At 48.5% G+C, this 24,505-nt stretch carries 28 protein-coding genes and 2 pseudogenes; 12 read left to right on the top strand and 18 right to left on the bottom strand.

Annotated elements, in window-relative coordinates; all coding sequences use genetic code 11:
- Positions 1-216 (top strand): HP1242/YdcH family protein, encoded by a 216-nt coding sequence (locus tag AOG36_RS02485; protein ID WP_015106247.1) that lies wholly within the window; start codon positions 1-3, stop codon positions 214-216.
- On the opposite strand, the gene AOG36_RS02490 is transcribed toward AOG36_RS02485, so the two are convergent.
- The 9 genes from AOG36_RS02490 to ggt form a co-directional block, all read right to left on the bottom strand.
- Positions 213-1,046 (bottom strand): J domain-containing protein, encoded by an 834-nt coding sequence (locus tag AOG36_RS02490; RefSeq protein ID WP_173380396.1) that lies wholly within the window; start codon positions 1,044-1,046, stop codon positions 213-215. The two genes, AOG36_RS02485 and AOG36_RS02490, sit on opposite strands and share 4 nt — an antisense overlap.
- Positions 1,025-2,419 carry an MATE family efflux transporter gene (locus AOG36_RS02495; protein WP_015106249.1) on the bottom strand — a complete coding sequence of 465 codons (1,395 nt, stop codon included), beginning with the start codon at positions 2,417-2,419 and terminating at the stop codon, positions 1,025-1,027. Before AOG36_RS02495 ends, AOG36_RS02490 begins: the two co-directional genes overlap by 22 nt.
- A gap of 20 nt (positions 2,420-2,439) precedes the next feature.
- Complete coding sequence (gene rpsI / locus AOG36_RS02500) at positions 2,440-2,829, bottom strand: 30S ribosomal protein S9 (RefSeq protein ID WP_015106250.1); 390 nt, start codon at positions 2,827-2,829, stop codon at positions 2,440-2,442.
- A 4-nt stretch (positions 2,830-2,833) separates the two neighbouring features.
- Complete coding sequence (gene rplM, locus AOG36_RS02505; protein WP_015106251.1) at positions 2,834-3,262, bottom strand: 50S ribosomal protein L13; 429 nt, start codon at positions 3,260-3,262, stop codon at positions 2,834-2,836.
- A 147-nt stretch (positions 3,263-3,409) separates the two neighbouring features.
- Positions 3,410-3,994 carry an HNH endonuclease gene (locus AOG36_RS02510; RefSeq protein WP_015106252.1) on the bottom strand — a complete coding sequence of 195 codons (585 nt, stop codon included), beginning with the start codon at positions 3,992-3,994 and terminating at the stop codon, positions 3,410-3,412.
- Positions 3,982-4,761, bottom strand: a complete 780-nt coding sequence (locus tag AOG36_RS02515) for a DNA-methyltransferase (RefSeq protein WP_015106253.1) — start codon at positions 4,759-4,761, stop codon at positions 3,982-3,984. Before AOG36_RS02515 ends, AOG36_RS02510 begins: the two co-directional genes overlap by 13 nt.
- On the bottom strand, positions 4,758-5,345 hold the full coding sequence (gene coaE, locus AOG36_RS02520) for a dephospho-CoA kinase (protein WP_015106254.1): 588 nt from the start codon (positions 5,343-5,345) through the stop codon (positions 4,758-4,760). Before coaE ends, AOG36_RS02515 begins: the two co-directional genes overlap by 4 nt.
- The gene (locus tag AOG36_RS02525) at positions 5,342-6,094 is read right to left on the bottom strand and encodes a spermine/spermidine synthase domain-containing protein (protein WP_015106255.1); all 753 of its coding nucleotides are present in this window, start codon (positions 6,092-6,094) and stop codon (positions 5,342-5,344) included. The genes coaE and AOG36_RS02525 overlap by 4 nt, the downstream gene beginning before the upstream one ends.
- Positions 6,094-7,767 carry a gamma-glutamyltransferase gene (gene ggt, locus AOG36_RS02530; protein ID WP_015106256.1) on the bottom strand — a complete coding sequence of 558 codons (1,674 nt, stop codon included), beginning with the start codon at positions 7,765-7,767 and terminating at the stop codon, positions 6,094-6,096. Before ggt ends, AOG36_RS02525 begins: the two co-directional genes overlap by 1 nt.
- Positions 7,768-7,875: 108 nt before the next feature.
- Between ggt and AOG36_RS02535 the strand changes: the two genes are divergently transcribed.
- The 6 genes from AOG36_RS02535 to AOG36_RS02560 are packed head-to-tail and all read left to right on the top strand — an operon-like array spanning position 7,876 to position 12,609.
- Complete coding sequence (locus AOG36_RS02535) at positions 7,876-9,324, top strand: DNA polymerase III subunit gamma/tau (protein WP_231679172.1); 1,449 nt, start codon at positions 7,876-7,878, stop codon at positions 9,322-9,324.
- Positions 9,325-9,744 (top strand): tRNA (adenosine(37)-N6)-threonylcarbamoyltransferase complex ATPase subunit type 1 TsaE, encoded by a 420-nt coding sequence (gene tsaE, locus AOG36_RS02540; protein WP_015106259.1) that lies wholly within the window; start codon positions 9,325-9,327, stop codon positions 9,742-9,744. It abuts the gene before it with no gap.
- The gene (gene lptB, locus AOG36_RS02545; RefSeq protein ID WP_053825434.1) at positions 9,737-10,459 is read left to right on the top strand and encodes an LPS export ABC transporter ATP-binding protein; all 723 of its coding nucleotides are present in this window, start codon (positions 9,737-9,739) and stop codon (positions 10,457-10,459) included. Before tsaE ends, lptB begins: the two co-directional genes overlap by 8 nt.
- 1 nt (position 10,460) lies before the next feature.
- A complete protein-coding gene (locus tag AOG36_RS02550) occupies positions 10,461-11,720 on the top strand; it encodes an RNA polymerase factor sigma-54 (RefSeq protein ID WP_015106261.1) in 1,260 nt (419 codons plus the stop codon).
- Between the two features lie 33 nt (positions 11,721-11,753).
- Positions 11,754-12,248 carry an SEL1-like repeat protein gene (locus AOG36_RS02555; RefSeq protein WP_015106262.1) on the top strand — a complete coding sequence of 165 codons (495 nt, stop codon included), beginning with the start codon at positions 11,754-11,756 and terminating at the stop codon, positions 12,246-12,248.
- A gap of 19 nt (positions 12,249-12,267) precedes the next feature.
- Positions 12,268-12,609, top strand: a complete 342-nt coding sequence (locus AOG36_RS02560; protein ID WP_015106263.1) for an SEL1-like repeat protein — start codon at positions 12,268-12,270, stop codon at positions 12,607-12,609.
- On the opposite strand, the gene AOG36_RS02565 is transcribed toward AOG36_RS02560, so the two are convergent.
- The 9 genes and pseudogenes from AOG36_RS02565 to mltG form a co-directional block, all read right to left on the bottom strand.
- Positions 12,606-12,989: a hypothetical protein gene (locus AOG36_RS02565; protein WP_015106264.1), complete on the bottom strand. Its 384-nt coding sequence runs from the start codon at positions 12,987-12,989 to the stop codon at positions 12,606-12,608. The two genes, AOG36_RS02560 and AOG36_RS02565, sit on opposite strands and share 4 nt — an antisense overlap.
- A 73-nt stretch (positions 12,990-13,062) precedes the next feature.
- Positions 13,063-13,950: a DUF2156 domain-containing protein gene (locus tag AOG36_RS02570; protein WP_053825435.1), complete on the bottom strand. Its 888-nt coding sequence runs from the start codon at positions 13,948-13,950 to the stop codon at positions 13,063-13,065.
- Entirely contained in the window at positions 13,940-14,668 is a 729-nt protein-coding gene (locus tag AOG36_RS08955; RefSeq protein WP_231622472.1) for a chorismate mutase, read from the bottom strand. The genes AOG36_RS02570 and AOG36_RS08955 overlap by 11 nt, the downstream gene beginning before the upstream one ends.
- A pseudogene (lysA, locus tag AOG36_RS08960) lies at positions 14,651-15,898 on the bottom strand (diaminopimelate decarboxylase); the annotation flags it as partial. The gene AOG36_RS08955 and the pseudogene lysA, both read right to left, overlap by 18 nt.
- A complete protein-coding gene (locus tag AOG36_RS02580) occupies positions 15,865-16,431 on the bottom strand; it encodes a 2-oxoacid:acceptor oxidoreductase family protein (RefSeq protein WP_015106267.1) in 567 nt (188 codons plus the stop codon). The gene AOG36_RS02580 and the pseudogene lysA, both read right to left, overlap by 34 nt.
- 9 nt (positions 16,432-16,440) lie before the next feature.
- The gene (locus AOG36_RS02585; protein ID WP_053825436.1) at positions 16,441-17,265 is read right to left on the bottom strand and encodes a 2-oxoglutarate ferredoxin oxidoreductase subunit beta; all 825 of its coding nucleotides are present in this window, start codon (positions 17,263-17,265) and stop codon (positions 16,441-16,443) included.
- Positions 17,265-18,389 carry a 2-oxoglutarate synthase subunit alpha gene (locus AOG36_RS02590; RefSeq protein WP_015106269.1) on the bottom strand — a complete coding sequence of 375 codons (1,125 nt, stop codon included), beginning with the start codon at positions 18,387-18,389 and terminating at the stop codon, positions 17,265-17,267. Before AOG36_RS02590 ends, AOG36_RS02585 begins: the two co-directional genes overlap by 1 nt.
- On the bottom strand, positions 18,386-18,727 hold the full coding sequence (locus AOG36_RS02595; RefSeq protein WP_015106270.1) for a 4Fe-4S binding protein: 342 nt from the start codon (positions 18,725-18,727) through the stop codon (positions 18,386-18,388). Before AOG36_RS02595 ends, AOG36_RS02590 begins: the two co-directional genes overlap by 4 nt.
- Positions 18,728-18,804: 77 nt before the next feature.
- Complete coding sequence (gene mltG / locus AOG36_RS02600; protein WP_082334106.1) at positions 18,805-19,797, bottom strand: endolytic transglycosylase MltG; 993 nt, start codon at positions 19,795-19,797, stop codon at positions 18,805-18,807.
- Here mltG and AOG36_RS02605 point away from each other — a divergent pair.
- The 5 genes and pseudogenes from AOG36_RS02605 to AOG36_RS08665 form a co-directional block, all read left to right on the top strand.
- Entirely contained in the window at positions 19,724-22,708 is a 2,985-nt protein-coding gene (locus tag AOG36_RS02605) for a DUF3971 domain-containing protein (protein WP_053825437.1), read from the top strand. The two genes, mltG and AOG36_RS02605, sit on opposite strands and share 74 nt — an antisense overlap.
- Positions 22,662-22,889 (top strand): FeoA family protein, encoded by a 228-nt coding sequence (locus tag AOG36_RS02610; RefSeq protein ID WP_015106273.1) that lies wholly within the window; start codon positions 22,662-22,664, stop codon positions 22,887-22,889. The genes AOG36_RS02605 and AOG36_RS02610 overlap by 47 nt, the downstream gene beginning before the upstream one ends.
- On the top strand, positions 22,886-23,512 hold the full coding sequence (gene nth, locus AOG36_RS02615; RefSeq protein ID WP_015106274.1) for an endonuclease III: 627 nt from the start codon (positions 22,886-22,888) through the stop codon (positions 23,510-23,512). The genes AOG36_RS02610 and nth overlap by 4 nt, the downstream gene beginning before the upstream one ends.
- Before the next feature lie 71 nt (positions 23,513-23,583).
- A complete protein-coding gene (gene fliN / locus AOG36_RS02620) occupies positions 23,584-24,021 on the top strand; it encodes a flagellar motor switch protein FliN (protein ID WP_015106275.1) in 438 nt (145 codons plus the stop codon).
- Between the two features lie 3 nt (positions 24,022-24,024).
- Positions 24,025-24,505 (top strand): annotated as a pseudogene (locus AOG36_RS08665) (hypothetical protein); the annotation flags it as partial.

The raw sequence follows: 24,505 nt of genomic DNA on the forward strand, positions 1-24,505 counted from the left end.
ATGTTCCACGAGTACCGGGAAGAAATCAAGGAGCTCAGCAACAAAAACCCCCACTTCCACAAGATTTTTGAGGAACACAACGCTCTAGACGATGAGATCAGCACTTTAGAGGCGCACAACACCGATGAGCTCAAAGTCGTTGCTCTCAAAAAGAAAAAGTTGCATCTGAAAGATGAAATCTACCGCATGATTCAAGAACACAAGGGCACCAACTAGAGGTTCTTTAGGATTTTATAGGCTTCCATCACTTCCAAGAAGCGTTGCTTGCGTAGGTTGTGTTGGGGCTTTTTGGAGGGGGTGGTATCTGGGTGGTAGAGTTTGGCTAGCTCTAAATAGCGGTGTTTGATTTCTTCTTTAGAGTGCATCACCCCTAAGCCTAGCGTACGCAAGGCTTTTAAGATCAATTCTTCTTGTTTTGTTAAAAAAAGTTTCTGTGTGGGGTAGATGAATTGAATATAAGCGTGCTTGAAATGCGGGTTTTTCAACGCCATCAACACCTGCAACGCGTCCAAATGGGCGTGGGTTTCGTGCAAGAAATCCCTTTTATTGCCCTTGTCCTTAAAGGGAGTTTCGAGCAAAATAAAGGGGGCGAACAAGCTATGCAAGAACTCTCTAGCCAAAAAATGCGTGTAGTAAAACACCAGCCGAGAGTGCATGTAAATGGTTTGGATTTCTACTTTAGGCACAAGGGTCAAGAGGGGTTTAGTCCTGATTTTTGGGATATAGCTCTCTTTAAACACCACGGGTAAGTGGGCGTTGCTTAAGATTTTTTCAAGCAAGAGGTTAAACATTTCGGGGGAGTTGAAGGGGTGCATGGCGTATTCGGCATAAAAGAGGCGGTTTAATAAATAGGCTTTTTTGAGGCTTGTTTGTTCTAGCAAAATCAAGGTGTGTTTAAATTTGACATGCTCAGAGAAATGTTTTTTAATGTAAATGCTCGTTTTGGCATACAAGGAGGGGTCTAGACACACTTCGATGAACTGATTAGCAGGTGTAGCTCTTTGGGGAGCGGATAGGGTTTTTGCTAACTTCGTTTTGATTTGCATGGTGTATTATAACATATTTTTTTAATGTAGTTTTCGTGAAATGTCCCACGCTTGATCTCGTAGCGCACCACAAACGCTGCCACAATCAAGGCCAAAAATTGCGAGAGTGGGTAGGCGATCCAAATGCCTTGAATGCCCATTAAACGACTGAGAATCGGCAACAAGAGCGCGATGAACACGATCGTTTCGCAAATGGTGATGAGAAAGGAGCTCTTGGTGCGCTGGATGGACTGGAAAAAGATTGCAGAAAAGAGGTTGACTCCTAAGAAAATATGCCCAGCATAGAAAATATTCATCGCACTCTTGGTGTCTTGTAAAAAGTTTGGATCATTGGCCAATTGTTCCACTCCCACATAAAGGCGGATCAAATAAGTGTCCCCAAAATAAAAAATCACATACAACCCCAAAGCCACGCAAAGAGAAGCCTTGAGTCCAAAGAGAAACACGGCTTTGACGCGATCGATATGGCCCGCGCCGTAGCTAAAGCTGGCGATGGGCTGAATCCCCTGCCCGATGGCGAGCAAGGTTGTCCAAAACACAATCCCATTGTAGGCGACGATCGCATAGATGGATACATCCCGTTCATTAGTGGTGTGCATGATGGTGTGGTTAAACAAGAGCATCACAATCGCCGCGCTGAGCTCAGATACACTTTGGGGCAGGCCACTCTTGGCTGAGGAAATCACGCTCGCCCAGTTGAAACGGCGCACAAAGTATAATTGCCCCTTTTTCAAAAGAAAATGCGAGAATAAGACAAAGAATCCCACTGCATGCCCGAGCACCGTGGCGATTGCGCTCCCGCATATACCCACTTCAAAGATATAGAGCAAGAGGTAATTCAAGAGCACATTGGTGAGAGAGCCCACCAGCATGGCGATCATCGCCAAAATGGGGCGTTTGTCGTTCACCACAAAGACATCGGCGAGCGGGTGCAAGACCATAAAAACCGCTCCTATCAAGATCACCTTGATATAAATGGACACCATTGGCAAGAGCAAGTCTGAACTGCCCAGCATTTTGGCAATTTTGTCGCTAAAGGGCACCAGTGCCCAGCTGACGATTAAAATGCTGATGGCAACAAAATAAAAAACCGAGCTAAAAACCAAACGGGCGCGTTTAATGTGGTCCTTGCCTAAGAAATACGAAGCGATCGAGGCCGCCCCCAGCCCAAAGAGCAATTCATAGGCAATCAGGGTGGGGAAAATGGGCCAGCACACCCCCACAGCAGCCAAAGCATTCTTGCCTAGCTTGTTGCCCACAAACATGCCATCAATTATGGAGTAGGTGGAGAGCGAGATCATCGAAAAGGCGAGGGGGATAAAATAATAGAAAAAAAGCCTGGGGATCGGCGTGGTTTTTAGATCAACAGCCACACGCCCCCCTTGTGTGTTCCCTAGCGTTTAGAGAATTGTGGGCTACGGCGCGCCTTGCGTTTGCCATATTTTTTACGCTCCACAACACGAGAATCCCTAGTCAAAAGCCCCTTGGGTTTTAAAATAGCCCTAAAAGCCGTGTCGTAAAGATTCAACGCCTTAGAAATGCCATGCCTTAAAGCTTCAGCTTGGGCACTGTAGCCACCCCCAAAGACCACCGCTTTCACGCTCACCAAGCCCTCTTGTTTGGTGAGTACCAAGGGTTGCATGACCTTCATTTTGATGGACTCATGTCCGCCTAGCCATGTGTTTAAATCCATGCCATTGATGTCTAGTTGCCCATCCCCATGCGTGAGCCAAACCTTGGCGATCGCGCTCTTTCTTTTGCCTGTAGCGTAAATTTTTGCCATCTACTTAATCCTTTTTGCCCACTTGAGCCGTGTGGGGGTGTTTTTCATCTTTATAGACTTTCAGCTTTTTAATCATCGCGCGCCCGAGTTTGGTTTTAGGCAGCATGCCCCGCACTGCTAGATAAAAGAGTTTTTCGGGGTTTTTCTCTAGCATTTCTTCTAGGGTTTTACTCTTGGTGCTGCCAAAATAGCCGGAGTGGGTGAAGTATTCTTTATCCTTGAGCTTACTCAAGCTAGAGAACCTCACATGGCTAGCATTGACAATCACCACAAAATCCCCGCAATCCACATTGGGGGTAAAGCAAGGGCGGTGTTTGCCCCTAAGTAGGGTCGCCGCTTTGGTGATTAGCCGCCCAAAAACTTGGTTTTTTGCATCCAGCACAACCCATGCGCGCTTGATGTCTGTATTTTTCATGGACTTAGTCAGTTGCATCCCGTATTCCTTGTCGAATATCAAAAACGCCCATTCTAGCCTTTTAAACTTAAGAAAACTTGAATTTAAGTAAAGTTAAAGCTAAGCCCTTGCCACACAGCACACGCTTTTTAATAGGATATTTTCTTTTATAAAGTGTAAGCTATGTTAATCTTTGTGCTCTTTTTTCCACACCACATGCCCATTCATGCCATGCTTTTCATACACGCTTAACACCTCCTCTAAAAAGGCGACAAGCTCTAACTCGCCCGCCTCTCTTGCGCTCTCTAAGAGGCGTAAAAACATTTTCTTGCCCGTTTCTGTTTGATTGAAGTTCTTTTTTAAGAAATTATGTTTGGCGCATAGGGTTTGCCCATTTTCTAAAGTGGCTAACCCGCCTAAATCTTTGGGTTTGATGTGATCGACATGCAACTCCATGCCCTCCTTTTGCCCAGCTCCACAGATCACGCAAGCATAGCCGTCCCGCTCTAAAATTTGCTTTTTTAAAGCGGGGCTAAAGTCCTCCAAATGTGGGTACGCCACAAAATCAGGGTCGTAACAATACACACCCTTAGAAACTTTGATGAGTTTGCCCTGCTGGTGCAAGCTTCTAATACCTCGATCCGGGTCCCTAAACACCTTGCCTGTGCGCTTTTTATATTCTTGCACCACCCAATCCACCACTTGCGGGTGGGCGATGTCTTGCTTAGGGTGCGCTTTAAAAAACTCCATGATTAAATCTAATTGCCCCATAAACTCCTCTCTTTAGCCACTTCCCTTAAAAACCGCTCTTTGGCTAGGGCACAATAGCTTTGATCCAGCTCTAAACCCACAAAGGCGCGTTTGTTAAAATGAGCTTCTAGCATGGTCGTCCCGCTCCCGCTAAAGGGGTCGCAAATGGTGTCGCCCACAAAACTAAAGAGTTTGATGCAGCGGCGGGGCAACTCCCTAGGGAAGGGGGCGGGATGCCCTATGCGCTTCTTAGACTCCCCATTAAACTGCCAAAGCCCATTTGTCCAAGCCATAAATTCCTCTTTAGAAATGTCGCTAAGCCCTTTATGCGTCTTGCGCCATGTGCGCTTGTATAAAAGCACGATGAGCTCCACGGGGGCGATGACATAGGGGGCGGACGCGCTAAGCCAGCTGCCCCACGCCGTGCGCCTAGAGATATTGCCTTCGTTCCAAATAATGGTGCTGTGGTAGCTCCACCCCACTTTTTTAGCCAAAGTGATTAAATCCGCCCCCACGCTCTGCTGTCCGCCCTTGTTCTTGTCTAAGGGGATGTTTAAACATAACCGCGCACTGTCCTTGCTCCATAAATAGACATTTTCTAGCCACGCGGCGTTGAAGTCCACATACTCTACATAGCTTTGGCTATCTTCATTGCTGCTATAGGCAATGCCCACATTGTAGGGTGGGGAGGTGATGGTGCAATCTAGACTTTCTTGTTCTAGGGCTTTTGTGTCTAGGGCATTGGCGTGGTGTAAAGAGATGTTTTCGTGGCTAAAATAAAGGCTCATAGATTGTTTAAAAAGGCTTCTACTTGGATTTGCAAGTGCTTTAAATCCTTGGAGTTGTCTAAGATGTAGGGGCTTAGGGCGCGCTTGGTTTCAATATCCATTTGGGCATCTAGGCGCTTTAAAATTTGCTCGTGGCTTAGTTTGTCCCTCTTAGCCACTCTTTGGATTTGTGTCTCTTTGGGCGCATAGACCAAGACGATTTGCGCAACGCCATAAGTCTTTTGCCCCTCGATCTCAAAATACAGCGGGATGTCTAAGAAATAGGGCTTTTGGCTTGTCTCTAGATTGTGGGCTTGTTGCAGTAAATCTAGGCGGATCTTAGGGTGCAAAAACGCCTCAAGCTTTGCCCTCTGTGTCGGGTCACTAAAAACAAGCGCACCCAGCTTAGGGCGTGAGACTTGCCCCCCCTGGCTAATGCCCTCGCCAAAAATTTCAATCAACTCCTTTGCGTGCTTTTCTAACAAGGCATGGGCACTCTTGTCTGCGTCTATGATGGTATGCCCGTGCAAGGCAAGCAGGCTAGCGGCCGTGCTTTTGCCCGTGCCAATCCCCCCGGTGAGTACAAAGGCGTGTTTGAGGCTCAATTTTTAAACAGTCCTAAATGGTCTTGGTGTAGCCATTGAGGCTGGGCAAAGGCGGCGGTGTGGATGTCCTCGTTGTAGTGGCTAAGGCCCTCCAACATATCCACGCGTTGCAAGATCAAATCCGCTAGAGGGTGGGCCTGCTTGGAGGCAAAGAAATAATGCGTGCTAAAGGGTGTGTAGGGGCTAGAAAATGGCATTAACACGCTAAAGTGGGGGGCAAGTTCTTGCACGCCCTGTTTAAAGGCTTGTGGCTCTAAAAGGGGATTTGGTGCACTCGCAATTAAAATCCCCTCAACGCCGAGCATGCGCTGCAAACCATCAATTTGGTGGGCGTTTAGGGGGTTTAAAGAGAAAATCAAGTCGTATTTTTTCACCTCCAGATCTAGGATTTTAGAAACTTGCTTAAAGTGGGGGTTGGCTTTGAGTGTGTCCAAGTGGGGCAAGAAGTCTTTTAGCCCCTCTAAGAGCTCCCCCTCTTCTTGCACGAAATCCACTTTTAAGCCTTCATGGCGCAACAACTCAAAGGCGATCTCGGTGTTAAAGCCCCCTAAAATCAAGGCTTCTCTAGGGCGTGGATGCGTGCAACCCGCTATGTGTGCTAAAAGCTCGGCCTCCAAATGGGGGTGGGCTTGCAAGAGCAGTCCCCCCTGTTGCCCCGTAATGTGGGCGATTTGCCCCATTGTTGAATGGTAAAAGGTGGCTTTACAACTCTTGCTCTCTAGGGTTTTGATTGGCTCAAGTGCAAACATTAAAACTCCTTGCGGGGGTCGTGTGCGCCATACATCATGTGGCTTGTGGAATTGATGACAATCGCGTTTACATCACCCATCACGGGTTTGACCACAATGTGGTAGCCCATTTTTTCTAGATTCTCTTGCACATCTTTAGCCATGCCATAAGGTTCTGTGCGGATTTCATCAGGTAACCATTGCATGTGAAATCGTGGTGCGCTCACAGCCTGAGAAATGTCCATTTTATGATCGATGACATTGCTGATGACTTGTAACACCGTGGTGATGATGCGCGCCCCCCCAGGGCTGCCCACCACCATAAAAACTTTATTGTTTTTAAGCACAATGGTGGGGGACATGGAACTTAGTGGGCGTTTTTTAGGTTCGATGGCGTTGGCCTCTCCGCCCACAAGCCCGTAAAGATTGGGTGTGCCCGGTTTAATGGAGAAGTCGTCCATTTCATCATTCAACAAGAAGCCCGCTCCATTGACAGCAGCCGCACTGCCGTAGTAGTTGTTGATGGTGTAGGTGATGCTCACCGCATTGCCCCATTTATCCGCTACAGAATAATGCGTGGTGTTCTTGCCCTCGTGCAACTGCCCGAGCCCGGGGTCGATTTGGCTACTTGGGGTGGCTTTGTCTGGCTGGATGTGCGCATAAATTTCTTTGGCATATTCCTTGCTGGTGAGCTTGTCTAGGGGGATGGTGATGAAGTCGGGATCGCCCATATACACGGAGCGGTCGGCGTAGGCTTGGCGCATCGCTTCTGCCATGATGTGGATGGTTTGGCTAGAACCAAAGCCGAGTTTGTGCAAGTTGGCGTTTTCTATGGTGTTTAAAATTTCAATCACATGCGCGCCACCTGAGCTAGGGGGACCCATAGAGATGATTTTATAGCCTCTATAGCTGCCAACTACGGGCTTACGCCACACAACATTGTAGGTGGCAAGGTCTTTTTTGGTGATGATCCCGCCATTTTTGCGCATGTCTTCCACGATCAAATCTGCAATTTTACCCTTATAAAAAGCATCTATCCCTTGCTTTTTAATGAGAGTCAAGGTCTTGGCAAGGTCTTTTTGTACAAACAAATCCCCCTCTTGGTAGGCCACCATGCCTTTTTTTAAAAAGTATTTGCGGCTGCTGGCATACTTGGCAAAGCGGGGCTTGTTATCCAACATGGTTTGCCCCTGCCTTTGAGTGAGCCTAAAGCCGTTTTGGGCTAGGTCAATGGCGGGTTGGATAAGGGTGGCAAGTTTACGCGTGCCGTATTTTTTACGCAACGCCTCCAAGCCCGCCACGGTGCCGGGCACACCCGCAGCCAAGTAGCCATCGGTGCTTAGATTGGGTACGACATTGCCCTTTTTGTCCAAATACATGTTCTTGGTGGCTCTTAGAGGGGCTTTTTCTCTAAAGTCTAGGGTGATGTTTTCCCCATTGGCTAAATGCACCACGGCAAAGCCCCCCCCCCCCAAATTGCCCGAAGAGGGGTGTACCACCGCCAGCGCATAACCGATCGCCACTGCCGCATCGATGGCATTGCCCCCCTCATCTAAAATCTTTTGCCCAACCTTATCAGCTAAGGCGTGGCTGGTAAGAGCCAACGCTCGCCCCTTAATGGGGGGGTAGGCTGCCCCAAAAACCAAACTTACATTGACGATTGCAACTGCGCATAAACGCATAAAGACATGCATGCTTGCCTCCAGGAGTTAAAATAAAACGGCCATTTTAGCATAGATTGTTTGATCTAAGCCCTCATGCAAATTAGGCTATAATGGCGTATCCATTTGAAAGGATGCCCCTTGAGTCTTGCACTGAAATACCGCCCCAAGCATTTTAATGAGTTGGTGGGACAAGAGAGTGTCGCTAAAACCTTGAGTCTTGCCCTGGAGAATGGGCACTTGGCGCACGCCTATTTGTTTAGCGGGCTTAGGGGTAGTGGCAAGACGAGCAGTGCGCGCATTTTTGCTAGGGCTCTGCAGTGTGCCAAGGGGATTAGTTCCACGCCTTGCGATACTTGCCCCTCTTGTGAGCAGAGTTTACAAGGATCGCATTTAGACACCATAGAGATGGACGGCGCGTCTAATCGACGCATTGAAGATGTACGCGGGATCATTGAGCAGAGCAAGTACAAACCCTCGTTGGGGCGTTTTAAAATCTTTATCATTGATGAAGTACACATGCTTACCAAAGAGGCCTTCAATGCCCTATTAAAGACCCTAGAAGAGCCCCCTGCTCATGTTAAATTCATTTTAGCCACCACCGACCCCTTCAAATTGCCCGCCACCATTTTAAGCCGCACGCAGCAATTCCACTTTAAAAAAGTCCCCATGAAGGCGGTTGTGGCACATTTGAAGTTTATTTTTGAAAAAGAGGGTGTGGGCTATGAAGAAGCTGCCTTAGAAATGCTTGGGCGCAGTGGAGGTGGGAGTTTGCGCGACACTTTAACCCTGGCCGAGCAAGCAATTAGTTTCTGTAACCAAAGCGTGGACGCGCTAGCCACAAGCCAAATGCTCGGACTTGTGGATACAAAAGTTTTAGAAGAGTTTTTTAATGCCCTAGTAGCCGGGGCAAGTGTAGAAAACCTTCTACAGACTTTAGCCGAGTATGACACCGCAATGGTCTTAGAGGAGATGGCGCGTTTTTTAAAAGAGGCCATGCTTGGCCAAAAGTTGCCCTTAAGTGTGCTCGAGCCCTTTATGAGCGCGATCGCCCAGGCACAACCCCTGCTTAACTATGGGGCGGATGGGGATTTTGTGCTCACATTGAGTACACTCAAAATGCAAGCCAGTTTGCAACAGAGCACGCCCCAAAGTCTAGCTCCCACTCAAAGCCCCACGCTAAAAAGCACCCCCCAAGCTCCCCAAACCGCCCATAAAAGCCCGGCCCAAACCACGCAACCCCCACAAGCCGACCCTAAGGAGTTGTTTCAACAACTCACCGCCAAGATAGAGAGCGCAAATGCCAAACTGGGTAGGGTGTTTCGGGAGCTTTTGGTGTTTAAGTCCTTTGATCAAGGCGTTTTATCCCTGCACTCTAACGCTGATGAGAGTGCAAGTTTGCTCTTGCGCGAGCATTATAAAACCTTGATTGTGCCCTGTTTAAAAAAAGTCTTTGGGGCAAACGCGCGCATAGAAACCGACAAATCTAAGCCAAGGCCCCTAGAGCAGTTTAAAGAAAACAACCCCTCCTTAATGCAGGCGATGCAAGACAAGCTGGGAACCACCGATGGCAAGGTGGAGGACTGCTAAATGCTAGACATGCACGCCACGCTCGAACAAATTCCCCAAGTGGTGCAAGCCCTGCAAGCGCATTTAAGCGCGCATGCTTTGGTGTGCTTGCAAGGGGATTTAGGCAGTGGCAAGACCACTTTTGTGCAGTATTTTTGTAAAACCTTAAGTGCCCCCCCCGCCACTTCGCCCACCTTTAGCTTACTACACTTTTACAAAACCCCCAAGCTTTGCATTTACCACTATGATTTTTACTTAAAAGGCTTTGAGGAGCTGCACGCGTTGGGGGTGTTGGAGAACTTGGAGCAGGAGGGGGTGCATTTCATTGAATGGGGGGATTGTTATTTTCTCTCTTGGCTTAAATCCTGCGGCTTTAGCCCCCTAATCTTAAGCCTTGAGCGTAGCGATGAAATCTGCCATTACAAGCTTACCCATGGATAAACTCAAAGCCGAAAACTTAAGTAAACAAATTAAAAAGACCAAAATCGTGCATGATGTGTCTTTAGAAGTGGAGAGCGGACAGGTGGTGGGGCTCTTAGGGCCCAATGGGGCGGGCAAGACCACGACTTTTTATATGATTTGTGGCCTTTTGCAACCCAGCGGAGGCAAGGTGTATTTAAACGATATTGATTTGTCTAGCTACCCCCTGCACCAACGCTCGAATATGGGGATCGGTTATTTGCCCCAAGAATCGAGCATTTTTAAGGATTTGAGCGTGCAGGATAATTTGATGCTCGCCGCGCAAACGACCTTTAAAAGCAATAAAGAGGCGCTTGAGCGTATTGAAGAGATGTTAAACGCCTTTAATATCCAAGCCATAAGAGAACGGCGGGGCATGTCTTTAAGCGGGGGAGAGCGGCGGCGTGTGGAAATTGCACGGGCTTTAGTGAAAAACCCCAAATTTATTTTGCTAGACGAGCCCTTTGCCGGAGTCGATCCCATCGCCGTTTTAGACATACAAAAAATCATAGAGCATTTGGTGGAGATGAATATCGGGGTGCTGATCACCGACCACAATGTGCGCGAAACCTTGAGTGTGTGCCACAGGGCGTATGTGATTAAAAGCGGGGCTTTGCTCGCTAGCGGGAGCGCCACGCAAATTTACGACAACCCTTTAGTGCGTAAATACTACTTAGGGGAGAACTTTAAGGCTTAAAATGCTACGCGCCCGCCCCAATCTCAAAAATAAACTCTCAGCGACCCTGAAAAGCTGGCTGCCTATTCTACAAAGCGACCCTTTAGAGATTGAAGAAACTTTATTAAACTGCGCCAAAGACAACCCCTTTGTACGGGTGCAAAGCGGCATAAGCACAGATTTTAGCAGCCACAAGTTCTATAAGCCTCCTAAAAACGCCCTAGGCGATCAAATCGAGCGCCTGAGTGTCCGCCAAAAGAGCCTACACGAAACCTTAAACGAGCAGCTCTTACCCCCCCTCTTTCCCACCCCCATGTCCTTAAAAATTGCCGGCGACATCATCGAGAATTTGAGCCCAGAGGGGTATTTTGAGGGCGACACACAGGCGCAGGCACTCAGTCTAGGCGTGGAAGTTGCCGACTATGAAAAGGTGCGCCAACGCTTTGCCTATTTAGACCCCCCGGGTGTGGCTGCGCGCGATTTGCTAGAAAGTTTTGCTTTTCAGCTCACCCAGCACGAGGAGCTAGACATACCCACCTATGAGCTGTGCGCTCAAATCCTCAAAGATTTAGAGCAACACCAACAGCACCGCCAACACCCTCTATATGCCAAGGCGATGCAAGTGATCACCTCTTTTAAAAACCCCCCCGCCCTAGATTTTGCCGAAAGTCTGCCCCCCATTGTCCCGGACATTTTGGTACTAGAGGAAGACGGCGGCATTAGCGTGCAGCTCAATGAGGGCTATTACCCTAAAGTCGTGCTCGAGCAGGGCAAAATCGCCGCAGACAATGGGTATTTAAAAGAAAAGCTTAAAGAAGCACGGGACTTGGTGGATGCGTTGCAAATGCGCCACCAAACAATCCAAAAAATCGGGCTCATGCTCGTGGAGTACCAATACGATTTTTTCAAGGGCGGGACGATCAAGCCTATGCGCTTGGTGGATTTAGCCGAAGAATTTGGCTACGCCGCCAGCACCATTTCGCGCGCGATTTCTAATAAATATTTGGCGTGCAATCGGGGGGTCTTTGCGATTAAAAGCTTCTTTGCCACCGCCTTAGAGGGGGATGTATCTAACGCCGCCATTAAAGAGTTCTTACTGGAGCTTATAAGCAAAGAGGACAAGCAGCACCCCATGAGCGATTTAAAGATTTTAGAGCTTGTGGAAAAGCAATTTGGGCTTAAAATGGTGCGCCGCACGATTACGAAGTACCGCAAGCTTTTAAATATCGCCAGCTCCACCGAGCGCAAAAAGCTTTATGGCATGGCCTTGGATTTAACATAGCATGCTAGAATCACCCCTCGCAAAAGGAGTTGCATGTCCGCTGGATTGGATTTAAATTTGAGTGATGCCGCCTTGTTGGAGTTGTTCAACGCTTACAATGGATGCGGCAAGAGGCAGGCGGCGGGGGTGGCGCACATGCACTTTTGCCCGCATAGCGTGCAGGACTATTTGAGGGCATTTAGCCTGTATAAACAGATTGTGCTCGGCCATTGCCGCAACGGGCAGGTCTTCCATCGCCTAGCCCAAATGTATGAAAAGGGGCAGGGCGTGGTTAAGGACATACAAAAAGCCCTGTCGTGCTATCAGGGCGTGGTGCAGGTGGGGGTGAAGACGCAATGGATTTATATCCACGCCCTAACAAAACTCATTGCGGCTTATGAGATGGGCGATGGCGTGGAGCAGGACTTGCAAAAAGCCCTGCACTACCAAAACAAGTTGAGCGAGGCGAAGTTAGAGGTTACCAAGTCCTATTTGCGCCTTTACCTTAAAAAGCCCAATCCCAGAGCAAAGCGCAGACTCTCTTTTTGAACTTGAAATAAGGATGCCCATGCTAGAGGATTTGTCCCATTTATCTTTGCACTTGAGTGATGATGCTTTGTTAGATTTGTTTAACCAATACAATGGGGAGCTGTGCGGTGCGCCCCACATGGTGCAAGAGTATTTAACAGCATTTGAGTACTTTTGTAAAATCGCTCGCAAGGAAAACGACTTCGGCTATGAGTTCTATGCTCTTGGCAGAATGTACGAATTGGGGCAGGGCGTGGCGCAAGACCAGAAGAAGGCCAGGGGGCTTTACACAGAAGCGATCAAGCACTACCAAACCTACCAAGAGGGTGGACTCGAGAACAAGCACACCCAGGCCATGCAAGACTTGGAACAATGGCTTTAAATATCCATCCCAAAGCCCGAATCTGAATCCCCATCGCTGTGGCGCATGGGACGTTTGGTGAAGGCGGTGTCGTGGTGGGTGCGCCCACAGCCTAGCTTATGGTGGTCGTGGCGATGCCTCTGAGTGCTTAGGGAGTCTTGGTAACGCCTAGCATAAGTTTTATTGACTTCTTTTTTCTCGCGGTTTAAAGTCGCCACAAACGCCCCATCCACAAGGGGCATATTCACTTCAACGGGCTCGCCTGACAATTTTTGCAACACGGCGGGTTTAGGAGAGGTTTTAATGCCGGGCAAAACGGTCACAATTGCGCCAAATTTCGCCACCACTTGCTGGAACTCCCGCAGGTCTTCGTGTTTTAGTTGCCGTATCAGCAAATCCATGAGAGACTCCTTCCAATGAAATGCCTTATTTTAGGATACTAAAACTAATCAATGGTAATTTTAGTCTAAAGTTTTAGACTAAACGGGCGTGGTACTTCTCCACAAAAAACACGGGATGGTAGCCCATTTTTGCCTGCCTTAACCCCTCAATGCCTAGATCCTCTTCTCGATTCACATGCACACAATCAGCAAAGGCGTGAGCCAAGAGCTGTTGGTTGATCATTTGGTAAGCTCCCCTAACGCCCGGGTCTGCCTTTTCAATGTGAATTACCGCCATGTCTAGGTTTAACTTCTCCCCAAAGCTCATCGCCACAATGCGCCCCTCAGTCTTAATCACCCCGCCAAAGAGGGGCAAGCTCTCATAAATTTTAAGCACACTTAAAATTCCCATATGTTCGTGTGTGAGTCCTAAATCGCTAGGGTCGTCTAGCTTGTGCCACTCCTGTAAGGCGTGTATGAGCTCGGGGATATTTAAAGGACTGATGGGCTCGTAGCTGTAGTGGGGGTAGAGCTTTAAAAAAGCGTTGAGGTGGTTTTTCTTTTTATGGAACTTTTTGCCACTTAGGGCAATAAGCTCAGCCACACTGTAGACATAGTCAAAGCGATCCCGCTTAGCTTCATAACTAAAGGCATTGGGATAAAACTGCTCTAGCTCCTCTTTATGCGTGCTTTGTAGGGCTCTAAATTCCAAGACTTCTTGTTGCGCTTTGGCGTGGGCGATGAGTTGCTCGAGTGCTGCCCTTTTATCGCCCGCACCAATGGGGTAGAAGTAAAAGGGGGCTTCTTTGGGGTAGGCGGTTCTTATCACCACACAGCCCTCCACAAAGGCTAGGCTAATCTCTCTTGCGCTCTGCCACAGATATAAATTCGTAAAATTGACATCGCTCACAAGGAAATAGTCCGCTTTTAGGGCGGCATCGAGGCGGTCTTTTCGCGCCAAATTTAGGGGGTTAAACTCCACATGCTCTCCGTGTGTTGGAATAAGTACCTAAAACCATGGGCTGTAAGTGTGCGGGCAATTCTTGCGCCATATCCACTTCCAGCAAGCAACCCAATTTTGCCGCCACAAAGTGGGGGTTATTGCAGGATTTTAACAAGGCTTGCACTTCTTGGGTGTGTGCGGGCTCAAAGAAAAGTGCCTTGCGTGTAGGCTTGGTTTGTACCAAAAAGCCAAAACGCCCTATAAGCAAGCACCACGCCCCCCCCACTTTAAAGCTGTGCGCGACCTCTAATTCCTGTTGCTTGACGAGCTTAACCAGTGCTTTTAACCCCTCAGCATAGGCGCAAGTTTTACGCACCTCTAAAAGCCCATAATCCACCCTCTTAGATAAAATTGCCTGAAAGAGTTTTAGGGGGGTAAAAAGGCTTAATTTTGCCTGCTGGCCTAAAATGCGCCTAGCAATGTTCGTATGTGTGCTGATGCCCACTTGTTCGGGGAACACCAGCCCCCTAGACACACCCAAAATCTCAGTATAGACGCTCTCAAGCCGCCCCCCAACTTTGGCAAAAATTTCGGCTTCTCTTAGGGGGTTATAGATACTAAGCCCGGTTTGGTGTTTGTTTTTAGCAATTTGCGCGCTTAAAGCTAACCGGGCGTTTAAAAGTTGAACTAGGCTCGTGTCGATTTGGTCGATTTGCGCCCGTTTGGAGACGATGCCCTCCCCTTTTAAATGCCCCATTTCGTGTTTAATCAAGTCAAAAAAGTCTTCTCTCTCTTTGAGTGTGCGGACTTTACCCCCTTGAGTGCCTAGCTCTAAAAGATTGGGGCGGCTGTTGTAGTGGCTTGCCATGCTCGCCCCATAGGCCCCCACCTTTTCAAACACCAATAAATCCCCCCGCTCCAGCTTGGGCAATTCCACCCCCTTGATGAAACAATCCGCGCTCTCGCAAATGGGCCCGACCAAGTCATAAGCCACCAGCGCGTCCTCCTTGGGCGTGAGTAGACGCACGGGGTGGGTGGCTTGGTAGAGGGCGGGGCGCATAAAATCGTTCATTCCCAAATCCACAATGGCAAAATTCTTGCGCTTGTTGGACTTTGTGTATTGCACCTTGGTAACCAAAATCCCATGCTCGGCTACAATGCGCCGTCCCGGCTCGCAAATGATGGTTAAATCCAGCCCCTTTGTGGCTTGAAACAAGGCACTGGCATAACTCTCTAAGGCGATGGGTTCTTGCGTGGGATTGTAAGCCACGCCAAGCCCCCCACCAATGTCAAAGAATTTAAGCTCTATGCCGCTGGCGATTAAAAAGCGCGCAAAACTCGCCATTTTTGCAAAGGCTTGTTCTAGGGGAGCAAGTTGCAAGAGTTGCGAACCAATATGAAAATGCAAGGCGATGGGCTCTAAAAAGGCGGATTGCTTGGCAAACATGAACATTTGCACTGCCTCCTTTTCCTCTACGCCAAATTTATTCTCCCACAACCCTGTAGAGATATAGGGGTGAGTGGCCGGGTCAATGTTAGGATTGACGCGCACACTGATGCGGGCTTTTGTGTTTTGCTCTTTTGCGATTTGCTCTATGAGCCTTAGCTCCTCAAAGGACTCCACATTTAAGAATAAAATCCCCTCCTCTAGGGCTTCTTGTATCTCGCTCTCAAGCTTACCAACCCCACTAAAGATGATTTTATAGGGAGCAATGCCCGCTAAAAGCGCACGGTGGACTTCATAAATAGACACACAATCTGCCCCCGCCCCCGCCTTAGCTAAAATCTCCAAAAGGGCAAGATTTGAATTGGCCTTAAGGGCGTAGCAAATGAGCGATTTACGCCCCCTAAAGGCCTCCTTAAACGCCAAAAAGGCACTTTGTACGCCGTCTAAATCGTAGAGATAAAAGGGGGTTTTATCCGCCAAAGCGGCAATTTGTGCGGAGTCTAACACTAAGAGATTTTTCTTGCCGCAAGTACTTTTAATGCGTGGGCTTCGCCGATTTCAAAGGCTTTTTTATTCAGCTCCACCACCTTAGCGGGGACTTTAGAGGCCATGGTTTTTAAGACTTGTTCCTTAGCCACACAGCCTGTTAAAACGACCGTGATCGCCAACGCCACCACCGATTGTGTGATGATATTGCCGACCTCTTCTTTGGCAATGGTGATGATGGGAAGTTGGTAGAGCTGGAATTTCTCCATGTCTTCTTGGGTGGGTTGGACTAAATTAGGATCCACCACCACAACCCCCGCCTCTTTAATATCTTTTTTAAAGAGCTGGTAACTACTCTGGGCCACTGAGAGCATGAAATCAATCTCACCCTCTTGGGCATAGGGGTAAATGATTTCTGTAGGGCTTAAGATAATGTCCACCTTGGTGGGCCCGCCCCTCACTTGGCTCGTGTAGGTGGAGGTTTTCGTGCCAAAGCCCCCGGCCGCAATTTGCGCTTCGGCTAAGATTTCGCCCGCTAAAAGGACACCCTGACCGCCCACGCCTGTAAATCGTAATTGTGTCTGCATTGGGACTCCTTAGGCTTTTTTCGCTTGGGCTCTGTCGATCACGCCCTGATACGCTTGGCAATACTCTATTTTGGAGGCATCTTGTTTCAATATACCCGTGGGGAATTTGCCCACCCGCTCCTCTAGGGTCATTTCTTCATATTTGCGACGGCTCACCAAGCGCGACTCGATCCATTTTAAGGTCTGCGCCGCTTCGCCCATTTTGTTTTTGCGCCCTAGGTTAATGTGGCAGTTGCTGTGCACATCCACGAAGCTAAAGCCCTTGTGGCTAAAGGCATCGGCAAGGATGCGCTCTAATTTTTTAGGCTCTAGCACACTCTCACGCCCTACAAAGCTCGCCCCCGCCGCTATTGCGATTTCGCAAGGATCAAAGCTGTTGTCAATGTTGCCTCCCTGGGCAGTTACGGTCCACATGCCATTGGGTGTGGTGGGAGAAGTTTGCGAATTTGTCAAGCCGTAGATAAAGTTATCCACCAAGACTAGGTTTAAATCGATGTTGCGCCTGCAGGCGTGGATCGTGTGGTTACCCCCAATGGCAAAGCTGTCGCCATCCCCAGACACCACAATGACATGCTTAGTGGGGTTTGCCATTTTAATGCCCGTAGCATAGGCCAACGCCCGCCCATGCGTGGTGTGCACTGTATTGCAATTCACATACGAACTCATGCGTCCGCTACAGCCAATTCCACTCACAAAGCACACATCATCCATGTCCCAACCCAAAGTGTCAATGGCACGGATAATGGATTTTAAAATCACCCCATCTCCACAGCCCCAACACCATAAAGTGGGGGTTTTATCTACCCGTAAATAAGTGTCGTAGTCAAACGCCATCAAAACTCCTTGATTTTAGCCATGATTTGCTTGGGTGAGAAGGGGCGGCCATTGGCCTGCAGCAAGGCGGGAACTCTGCGCCCTAAAATGTGCTCGATTTCTTGCAGATACTGCCCCTTGTTAAGCTCCACCACCAAGATATTTTTAAACTGCTTGCCCAGCTCCTCTAAGCGTTTTTTGGGGCTAGGCCATAGGGTGAGCGGCCTAAAAAAGGCCACTTTTTTAGGATAATTCTCGACCTTGAGCTCTCTTAAGGCCTCTTTAATTGCCAATGCGCTTGAGCCATAGGCGATCACTAACAAGTCCGCCCCCTCAATACCCATCTCCTCATTGACACAAACCTCATCAAGCTTGGAGTCGATTTTATTAAAGAGCCGGTCCATCAATGCGCCTCCAATTTTTGCGTCCTCAGTGGGAAAACCAATGTGCCCGTGGTGCAAGCCCGTGATATGGTAGCGATAGCCTTTAAAGAAGGGGTTTAAAATGGCGGGCTCGTCACCGGGCACACCATAGGGCTGGTAGTCCTTAGGATCGCCCTCAAACACCCGCCGATTGACAATGTCTAAATCCTGCAAGTCGGGTAGGGACACCTTGCCGTACATATGCCCCACGGTTTCATCCAAGAGCAAGAAAACAGGAGTCATCAATTTCTCCGCCAAGTTGAACGCCCGGATTGTTTCGGTGTAGGCTTCGGCTAAACTTCCCGGGGCCAAAGCCACGGATTTAAAATCCCCATGCGTGGGATGCTTTAAGAAATTGACATCGCCCTGGGCCACCCGTGTGGGCATTCCTGTAGAAGGCCCTGAGCGCATCACATCCACAATCACTAGAGGCGTTTCCGTCATAAACGCATAGCCCATTTGCTCCACTTTGAGCGAAATCCCCGGCCCTGAGCTTGCCGTCATCGCCTTCACCCCGCTCATGCTCGCGCCCAGTGCCACAGAAATGCCTCCGATCTCATCCTCCATTTGGATAAAATGCCCCCCATGGACAGGCAACAATCCACTCATCGCATGCATAATGTCCGAGCTTGGCGTGATGGGATAACCCCCAAAGAAGCGGCAACCCGCCTCGATCGCCGCCTTTGCGACTAACTCATTGCCATCAGAGATCACCTCTCTCATTTGCCCCTCCCCTCTTGCACGCTTTCTTCTAAGAGCATATAGTTGTTCGCCCGCACCCTGTTCCCCCTCTCCTCAGCTTCTTTAGACACTTTTGCAAATTTAAACTCCTTCTTCTCTGCCACATAAATGGCAAAATCGGGGCAACCCAGTTCGCATTTGCAACACCCGATACAACTCTCAGGGTAGGCTACCTTGGCGACTTTACCCAAAATGTGCGCGGGCTTCAAGCCCATCCCCAAAACCCCCGCAGGACACACCGAAACGCATAAATCACAACCCTTACAACGGACTTCGTTGACCCAAACAGGCACGCCCTCAGGGGCTTGCATTTTCGCCATTTCATCTCCTTAAAGACCCTTAATGAAATCCGCCCAAGATACTAGCATTAAATATCTAAAGCAAAACTAAGTTAAGGCTAAAACTTTGGGATCGCCCGGACATGCTCTTTGTAATTCACGCTGAATTTATGTGTCCCCTCTTTGGTTTTGACAAAGTATAAAAAAGGCGTTTTGGCCGGGAATAGGGCGGCCTTAATCGCCTCCAATCCCACACTGCCTACCGGCTCTTTAGGCAAGCCCTTATGCTTGTAGGTGTTGTAGGGGCTGTTGTCGGTGGCGATGCGCTCGTGGGTGATTTTGGTATGGGAGTACTTCCCATAGTTTAGTGTCCCATCCATTTGCAAGGGCATGCGCCTTTTCAAGCGGTTGTAAATCACCCCAGCAATTAAGGGCATCTCTGCAGCATTGGCCGCCTCTTTTTGGATAATAGAGGCCACAATTAGGGTTTGTTGCCACTTCTTGGGGTCGTAACTGCCAAGTAATTGCTTGCTTAAAGCTTGGTAGTGTTTTTGGCTGTGTTGTATGAGATAGTCTATGAGAGTTTGCGCCGAAATGCCTAGGGTGAATCTATAGGTGTCGGGGACAATTGCCCCATCAGCCCAAAGGGCTTTTTCATTGTAGACCTGCTCTAAATCTTGCACCTTGAGCGCAAAGGTCTTCGCCAAGTGTCTTAGAAAAAAATATAAGGTTTCTCCCGGGATTAAAGTGATGTCTTGATACACTGCCTTAGACAAGCTTAAAGCGTGCAAGAAGTCCCCCTTGGCGATGGTGTTATTCGGGCTTACAGGGATTGCCACATATCCCTTTTTAGGCATGTGCCACAGGTGCAAGACAGACATGAGGCGTAAAATCCATAAATCTAGGCCATTGACTGCGGGCGTGGGGTTTTCTAGGGCATGCAGATGGCTTAGAGCACTTTTTAGCGTACCCTTGGGTATGTAAATAATTGCGTAAGATTTTATGGGTATACTTAAGTAAAACAGCAATGAAAGCGTAATGATAAAAGCCATCTCCAAGAGGATACTACGCCCCCTTTTTTCTGTTGGGCTTGTGGCTGTTTTATTTGCCATTTTGTTTCTTGTGTTAAAAAACGGAATTTATATCTCCTCCATGCATTTTGGTGGGCTCAAAATAGAGCGATTCTATCTAAAACTGAATAATAAATTCTTGCTAAGGGTGGGGCAGTTAGACATCATCGAACTCGTCAAGCACAAGCCCAATAGAAGACCCCCCACCATCGCCACCATTGTGCGCTACATCCAATACGGCATGTGGGCGGTGGATTATTTTGAAAACATCACCATCCAAGAAATCGACATCAAGCCCAACATCAAAGCCCATGTCTTTTTTAACGGACACCGCTATGAATTTACCTTCCCCGACATGGTGAGCGGGCAGTTTGACCTACAAGAGAAAGGCCGCCAAGAATTGCACCTAAACATTAATTACTTAGACTCCGAGCCCTACCATGTACATCTTATAGGGCAGGCAACCTATGCTAAACGCACGGAACAATTAAACTTTAAGCTGCAAGTCTCCCCAACACCCATCCCAAATATTAGACCCTCAAAATTAAAAATTTCCGTGCAGGGTTTGACCGATTTTAAGTCCGTGGCTCTTAGGCTTAGCTCCAACAACATCAAACACATCGATTTTTTAAAGCCCTACTTCAAGCCCGACAAGCACCAAGCACTGCAAAAATGGCTCTTTAGCAACATCTCCTTTGGCGGCTTTTTCATCAAGGACGCGAAACTCTCCTTAAACTTCAAGGATAAGTACATCTTAAAGAGCTTGCAAAAGAATCTGAGTGTGCAAGCCATGGTGCAAAACGCCCATGTCATCTACAATCCTAAACTCCCCCCCATTTTGGCTAAGGAAGTGGAACTGGAGTATAAGGATAGCCAGCTTGTCATCACGCCCAAGCACATCACCTACCCATCCATGCGCCTAGAGGGCTCGCAGGTGGTTATGAGCCACTTTGGGCCAAACTCTAGACTCGTGGCGAGCATTAAAAATGCCCCAAGCCCCGCCTTTGTCCCCGTCAAAGACATTTTAAAAGCCTACAACATCAATTTGCCCCTAAGCCACTTCAAGCCCGCCTTCGGGGCGGATATTCTGCTCACCATGCAATTCATCCCCCATGCCAAGCCCCTCTTATTCGTACAGGGCAGTGTGGATATTGCCGCGGGCAGCTTTGCGCTCTACAACATCCCCTTGAGCAACCAAAGTGCGCAGGTGTTCTTAGACATCAGTCCCACGAATAAAGTCGTCTATGTGAGCACCACCCACACCCGCTTTCAAAACATGGCTGACACCGACAACCGCGTTACTCTAGACTTCACCCACAAGAGCCTCACAAGCCAAGCCATCATCCATAAAATCCAAATCAACACTAACCCCGCCATCAACAACAGCCCCTTTGAAACCAGGCGCACCATTTTATCCAAGAGCACCCCCATTTTGCGCCTAAGCACCCTGCCAAGCTTGCTTGCTAAGGGCGTGGATACTCTCGCATTTAAAAACAAACTGCGCCAAATCATCCAAGCCCAAAACGCTGAGGTGTTCAGTCAGGACATCATCTACGCCACTGAAGACAACCTACCGACTTTAAGCTGTGATTTGGACTTCTCTAAAGAAAAGCACATCACCTTTAACATCAAGGAGTTAGAGATTGAGGGAAGCATTGCCAAGGACTACAGCCTGCATTTAAAAAACATTGCCAAACTCGCTGCCATCTCGCCCCTTGCGCACTACTTTGCCATCAAAAAAGGCGCGCTTAAAATCACCACCAAGGATTTAAAAAACTTTGAGTTCTTTGGGACAAACTTAGACCTTGAGTTGCCTTTATACCGCAACGATGGGCGACGCTTCAACGGCTTTTCTGTGCTGGGCACTTTTGGGACTAGGGGCTTGGAGTTTTTCACCCCCGATAAAGCCATTATGGGGCGCATCCGTGGCGGGGAGAAAATCATCTTTGCCAATGACATCAATTTCAACATAGATGACTTCTTAAAAGCCAAAGTGCCCGCGATTAAAGAGCTCTTAAACCCCAGCGGTAAACGCCCAACCAAGGAGCAAATCAAGGACGAAACGATTTTTATCAGAGAAAAACAACGCTATGAAAAAGAACATAAAATCTCCCTAAACCGCCTCATCATCCAAGCCAAAAATGCTGTCATCACCTTTAAGGGCTTTCCCTTTGCCCTAGAGAACATCCTAGCCACCATGCGCGATGGGTGCTTTAGAGCGGACGCAAGCTACCACCACGCCTCGCTTGCTTTTGACATGGCGCATGGCCAACTCACCCTCAAGGCCAATAATTTCAGCGGGGATTATTTAAACATGGTGCTGCAATCTATCGCCACGCAAAACATTATCCAAGGGGGGCTTTATAGCCTCATTGGGGGCTATAAGGACAATGTGTTTAGCGGGGAGCTTAGGCTGCAAAACACCACGATCAAGAACTTCAAGCTCTTGCAAAATGTGATCAATCTCATCAACACCATCCCCTCACTCATCGTGTTTAGAAACCCCCGCCTTGGGGCCAATGGCTATGAGATTTCTAGAGGTAAGGTGGTTTTTGGAGTCAATACAGATTACTTGGGGCTAGAGCATATCCAGCTCACGGGCACGACCCTAGATGTGGATGGCAGCGGGATCATCGAGCTTGCCAAGCGTCGCATTGACATGTCCTTAAACATCGCCACGATCAAGGGCTTTGCCAATGTCATCAATAAAATCCCCATCGTCAATTACTTGATTTTGGGCGGGGATGGCAAAATCTCCACGCATGTAAATTTAAAGGGCAGCTTAGACAACCCTAAGGCCAATGTAACCCTAGCTAAGGACATTTTCCAAGCCCCCTTTAGAATTTTAAGGCGAATTTTCACACCCATTGATATTATTATTGAAGAAATTAGAAAAGGAATGAAAGATGAGCCTACTCGAGTGCCAAAAAAACAAACGATACACCATCCTTGACATCACCACCCCCGATTTGGACTTGAAAGAGCGCCTCATGTCCTTTGGGATTGCCACGGGTGTGGAGTTTGAGCTATTGCAACACTCTTTAAGAAAAGCCACCTTTAGCATCGCCATTGAGCGCGCCCAAGTCGCCCTACGCTCCAGCGAGGCCAAGCACATTCTAGTGCGCCCCCTATGAGTGCAAGCGCCATTAAAGCAAGGCTGCTCGCCCACTTTGAACACCCCAGCACGGAGCTAGAGTACAAAAACCCCTATGAGCTGTTGGTGGCGGTGCTCTTGTCGGCGCAATGCACGGACAAGCGGGTAAATCTCACCACTCCTGCTTTTTTTGCCAAATACCCTAATGTGTCAAGCCTAGCCAACGCTAACTTGCCCGAAGTACAAGAGTGCATCAAAAGCATCTCCTATCCTAACGCCAAGGCCAAGCACTTAATCACCATGGCTAATCAAGTTGTGCAAAATTTTCAAGGGCAAATCCCACAAACCCAAGCCGAACTCAAAAGCTTGGCAGGCATCGGGCAAAAGAGCGCGAATGTTGTCATGTCTGTCGCCTTTGGGGCTAATCTCTTGGCTGTAGATACGCATGTTTTCCGCGTGGCACATCGCTTAGGGCTTAGCACAGCTAAAAGCGCAGAGCAGACAGAGAAGGATCTAAGCGCGCTGTTTGTGCACGATTTAAGCGCGCTGCACCACGCTCTCATCCTCTTTGGACGGCGTATCTGCATGGCACTAAGACCCAAATGCCACAGCTGTTTTTTACAGGATTTTTGTAGGAGCCGGGCGAATTTCAAACCGCGCTAATGTAAATCTAGTATAATGGTACATTTTCTATTTGTGGGTTTTAAGTTGAGCGTGAGAAAGCGAGATTTGTAATGGATAACCAAGGGAACAACACAAGTACGAACAAAGAAGGCAATGGCGGGGTGAATATCCAATCCAACCCCACCCTCGCCAATTTGCCCTCTGTCAATCCCAAGTTCAAGAAGCAACCCGCCCTAAACCCTAGGGAGTTGGAGCTCACCACCTACTTAGAAGAGCTCATCAACGACTACAAGGGATTATTGGACATGGAAGTTACTTTCATGGCAGAGCTGGGGTCCACACAAATCCCGCTAAGAGAAGTTTTGCGCTTTGAAAGGGGCTCTGTGATCGATTTACAAAAGCCCGCAGGTGAGAGCGTGGATACCTTTGTCAATGGGCGGGTGATCGGCAAGGGCGAAGTCATGGTGTATGAAAAGAACCTGGCCATCCGTTTAAACGAGGTGTTAGACTCGAACGCTATTGTGTATTACATTGCAAAGGATATGTGAGCCTTGAGAGCCATTGCGTGTGTCTTTTTCATCTTAGGCGTGTTGTGGAGCAACTCTTTTAACCAGCTCACCCACATCCAAGTCACCCCCACCCCCGATCACAAGGGCGTACTTTTGGAGTTGCTCTTTCAAGAAGCCCTACACCAAGTGCCTAAAATCTCGCCCACGCAGACCATCACCCTAGCAAACATTGCTCCCTTTGCCCCCCGCTATGAGCACTTCAGCAGCACCATTTTAAACCAACTCGAAGTGCATAACCAAAACAACACCCTCTACATAGTACCCAAGAGCAACGCCCTATTTAAAGTCAATGCCAAACTTTCGCAGGACAAACGCTTTTTGCGCCTAGAGTTTGTGCCCTTGTTTGCCGCCTTAACCCCCGCCCTCCTTGCCACACAGACACAGGTACAAACACAAACCCAACCCAAAGTTACACAGACCACACAGCCCCAAGCCACCCCCACCGCCAAGCCCCTGCCCGTTT

The organism is Helicobacter heilmannii (assembly GCF_001283065.1).
GTDB lineage: Bacteria > Campylobacterota > Campylobacteria > Campylobacterales > Helicobacteraceae > Helicobacter > Helicobacter heilmannii.

Excerpts from the sequence above, each read along its gene's own strand:
- AOG36_RS02485 (WP_015106247.1), top strand. The coding sequence starts at position 1 with ATGTTCCACGAGTACCGGGAAGAAATCAAGGAGCTCAGCAACAAAAAC.
- AOG36_RS02490 (WP_173380396.1), bottom strand. The coding sequence starts at position 1,046 with ATGCAAATCAAAACGAAGTTAGCAAAAACCCTATCCGCTCCCCAAAGA.
- rpsI (WP_015106250.1), bottom strand. The coding sequence starts at position 2,829 with ATGGCAAAAATTTACGCTACAGGCAAAAGAAAGAGCGCGATCGCCAAG.
- rplM (WP_015106251.1), bottom strand. The coding sequence starts at position 3,262 with ATGCAACTGACTAAGTCCATGAAAAATACAGACATCAAGCGCGCATGG.
- AOG36_RS02510 (WP_015106252.1), bottom strand. The coding sequence starts at position 3,994 with ATGGGGCAATTAGATTTAATCATGGAGTTTTTTAAAGCGCACCCTAAG.
- AOG36_RS02515 (WP_015106253.1), bottom strand. The coding sequence starts at position 4,761 with ATGAGCCTTTATTTTAGCCACGAAAACATCTCTTTACACCACGCCAAT.
- AOG36_RS02525 (WP_015106255.1), bottom strand. The coding sequence starts at position 6,094 with ATGTTTGCACTTGAGCCAATCAAAACCCTAGAGAGCAAGAGTTGTAAA.
- ggt (WP_015106256.1), bottom strand. The coding sequence starts at position 7,767 with ATGCATGTCTTTATGCGTTTATGCGCAGTTGCAATCGTCAATGTAAGT.
- tsaE (WP_015106259.1), top strand. The coding sequence starts at position 9,325 with ATGCTAGACATGCACGCCACGCTCGAACAAATTCCCCAAGTGGTGCAA.
- lptB (WP_053825434.1), top strand. The coding sequence starts at position 9,737 with ATGGATAAACTCAAAGCCGAAAACTTAAGTAAACAAATTAAAAAGACC.
- AOG36_RS02550 (WP_015106261.1), top strand. The coding sequence starts at position 10,461 with ATGCTACGCGCCCGCCCCAATCTCAAAAATAAACTCTCAGCGACCCTG.
- AOG36_RS02555 (WP_015106262.1), top strand. The coding sequence starts at position 11,754 with ATGTCCGCTGGATTGGATTTAAATTTGAGTGATGCCGCCTTGTTGGAG.
- AOG36_RS02560 (WP_015106263.1), top strand. The coding sequence starts at position 12,268 with ATGCTAGAGGATTTGTCCCATTTATCTTTGCACTTGAGTGATGATGCT.
- AOG36_RS02565 (WP_015106264.1), bottom strand. The coding sequence starts at position 12,989 with ATGGATTTGCTGATACGGCAACTAAAACACGAAGACCTGCGGGAGTTC.
- AOG36_RS08955 (WP_231622472.1), bottom strand. The coding sequence starts at position 14,668 with ATGGGGCATTTAAAAGGGGAGGGCATCGTCTCCAAACGGGCGCAAATC.
- AOG36_RS02580 (WP_015106267.1), bottom strand. The coding sequence starts at position 16,431 with ATGCAGACACAATTACGATTTACAGGCGTGGGCGGTCAGGGTGTCCTT.
- AOG36_RS02585 (WP_053825436.1), bottom strand. The coding sequence starts at position 17,265 with ATGGCGTTTGACTACGACACTTATTTACGGGTAGATAAAACCCCCACT.
- AOG36_RS02590 (WP_015106269.1), bottom strand. The coding sequence starts at position 18,389 with ATGAGAGAGGTGATCTCTGATGGCAATGAGTTAGTCGCAAAGGCGGCG.
- AOG36_RS02595 (WP_015106270.1), bottom strand. The coding sequence starts at position 18,727 with ATGGCGAAAATGCAAGCCCCTGAGGGCGTGCCTGTTTGGGTCAACGAA.
- AOG36_RS02605 (WP_053825437.1), top strand. The coding sequence starts at position 19,724 with ATGATAAAAGCCATCTCCAAGAGGATACTACGCCCCCTTTTTTCTGTT.
- mltG (WP_082334106.1), bottom strand. The coding sequence starts at position 19,797 with ATGGCAAATAAAACAGCCACAAGCCCAACAGAAAAAAGGGGGCGTAGT.
- AOG36_RS02610 (WP_015106273.1), top strand. The coding sequence starts at position 22,662 with ATGAGCCTACTCGAGTGCCAAAAAAACAAACGATACACCATCCTTGAC.
- nth (WP_015106274.1), top strand. The coding sequence starts at position 22,886 with ATGAGTGCAAGCGCCATTAAAGCAAGGCTGCTCGCCCACTTTGAACAC.
- fliN (WP_015106275.1), top strand. The coding sequence starts at position 23,584 with ATGGATAACCAAGGGAACAACACAAGTACGAACAAAGAAGGCAATGGC.